This window comes from Novosphingobium sp. B-7 (assembly GCF_000410615.1).
Taxonomy (GTDB): Bacteria; Pseudomonadota; Alphaproteobacteria; order Sphingomonadales; family Sphingomonadaceae; genus Novosphingobium; species Novosphingobium capsulatum.
Genome location: NZ_KE148416.1, coordinates 464 through 2,461 on the forward strand (window position 1 = coordinate 464; position 1,998 = coordinate 2,461).

The window sequence follows — 1,998 nt, forward strand, 5'->3', positions numbered from 1 at the left end:
CCTCAACAGCTTTGCCCAGAAGGCCGCCGGCGCCCAGGTGGCGCAGGGCGGCGACGGGCGTATCTGGTTCCTCACGCGCCGCAACTTGGTGTGGATCGATCCGGCCGCGCTGCGCCGCAATCTGCTGCCGCCCGCAGTCATGGTGCGCAGCCTGGTGGCTGGCGGCACGGCGCGGGCGCCGAGCGCCGGGCTGCGCCTGCCGCCGGGCACGCGATCGGTGCGGATCGATTTCACCGCCACGAGCCTGACCGTGCCGCAACGCGTGCAGTTCCGCACCCGCCTGTCTGGCCCGGGCCTGCCAGGGCAATGGACCGCACCATCGACCGAGCGCAGCGTGACGTTCAGCGATCTGGGGCCGGGCCGCTATACGTTCCAGGTCATCGCTGCCAACGAGGACGGCGTGTGGAACGCGGGCGGCCAGACCATGCAGTTTGCCATCGCCCAGCGGTTCTACCAGACTTGGTGGTTCCCCCTCGCCGCGATCGTGGCGCTCTCGGCCATGCTCTATCTGCTCTACATCGCGCGGGTGCAGTATCTGGGCCGGTTGATCCGCGATCGCATGGCCGAACGCACCAGCGAGCGCGAACGCATTGCCCGCGAACTGCACGACACCTTGATCCAGGGCGTGCAGGGCCTGATCATGCGCTTTCAGTCGGTGGCCGATCACCTTTCGCACGATCCCGCCGCGCAAGCCGTGCTGACCCCGGCGCTGGACCGGGCCGAGGAAATGCTGATCGAGGGGCGCGACCGGGTGAAAGGCCTGCGCCGCCTGGAAGACCGCCACCTGCGCCGCGAACTGCAACGCCTGCTCGACAACCTGGTCACCGGCGCCAGCCTGACGCTGAACGTCAAAGGCGAAGTGCGGCCGCTGCACCCCGATATCGTCGATGAAATCCTCGCCATCGTCGGCGAGGCGCTGTGCAACGCGGCGCGCCATGCCCAGGCCGATGCGATCGATGTGAACGTGGAGTATGGCGCGCGGGCGCTGGCGGTGTTTGTCAGCGACGATGGCATCGGCATTGCCAGCATCGATGGCGAGGACGGCGCGAACGGCAGCGCGGTAAGCGCGGCGCTGATGAAGGGCCATTATGGCCTGATCGGCATGCGCGAGCGGGCGCGGCGCATCGGCGCATCGTTTTCCATCGAAAGCGGGCATCGCCTCGGCACGCTGGTGCGCCTGTCGGTGCCCGCGCGCCTGGCCTACGCCGCCTGAATAGCGTCAGGGCGCGGTGGGCAAGGCAGGGTCGGGCGTGGCGCTCTTGTGCGGATGGCGCAGGTTCTCGATCTCGGCAGCGCGGCGCTTGAGATAGAAATCGCGCGTGGCGTTGTAGGGATCGGCCGATTCCGCGCGGAACTTCTTGAGCTGGCCATCGATCGCCACGCGGTCGTCCAACCCGCCGATCACGGTGACGGCCAGGCCATAAGGCACGGTATCGAGTGGCTCGCCCACGGCCAGCGGGAACCAGGAGCGATCGACCGTGGTGCCAATCAGGTCGCGCAGCGTGGTCGGCCCGATCAACGGCAGGAACAGGTATGGCCCCGATTTCACGCCGTAAAAGCCCAGCACGTCCGCCAGGCCATTGGGCCGATAGGGTATCTTGAGCGGCTTGGCCTTGGCCACGTCGATCAGCCCAGCGAGGCCAATGGTGGAATTGACGGTAAAGCGCACCAGCACCTGCCCGGCCTTGCCAAACTTGTGTTCGAGCAGGAACGCCACGAAGTTCGACGGCTCACGCAAGTTGTAGAGCGCATTGTGCAGCCCGTGGCGCAGCGGCGATGGCAGGCCGTGGACATAGAGCCGCGCCACCGGCGCCACCACCAGCTTGTCGCCCTTCTGGATCGCCTCGTAAGACTTTTCGTTGACGGCGTGGACCGGGTCCTGCCGCGAATAGGCATCGCCCTGCACCACGATGCCGGGTTCTTCCTGCACATCTGCAGGTTCGGACGGGGGCATGGCGGCCGGCGGCGCCGTAGGCGCAGGCGTGGTGGGCCCAGGCG

2 protein-coding genes are annotated in these 1,998 nt (G+C 67.7%); one reads left to right on the forward strand and one right to left on the reverse strand.

Annotated elements, in window-relative coordinates; genetic code table 11:
* Window positions 1-1,213 (forward strand): histidine kinase (locus H926_RS28650; protein WP_022677552.1); only part of this gene is annotated, 1,213 nt, incomplete at its 5' end.
* A 6-nt stretch (window positions 1,214-1,219) separates the two neighbouring features.
* Here H926_RS28650 and H926_RS28655 read toward each other — a convergent pair.
* A partial coding sequence (locus H926_RS28655) for a VacJ family lipoprotein (RefSeq protein ID WP_237741090.1) occupies window positions 1,220-1,998 on the reverse strand: 779 nt, incomplete at its 5' end.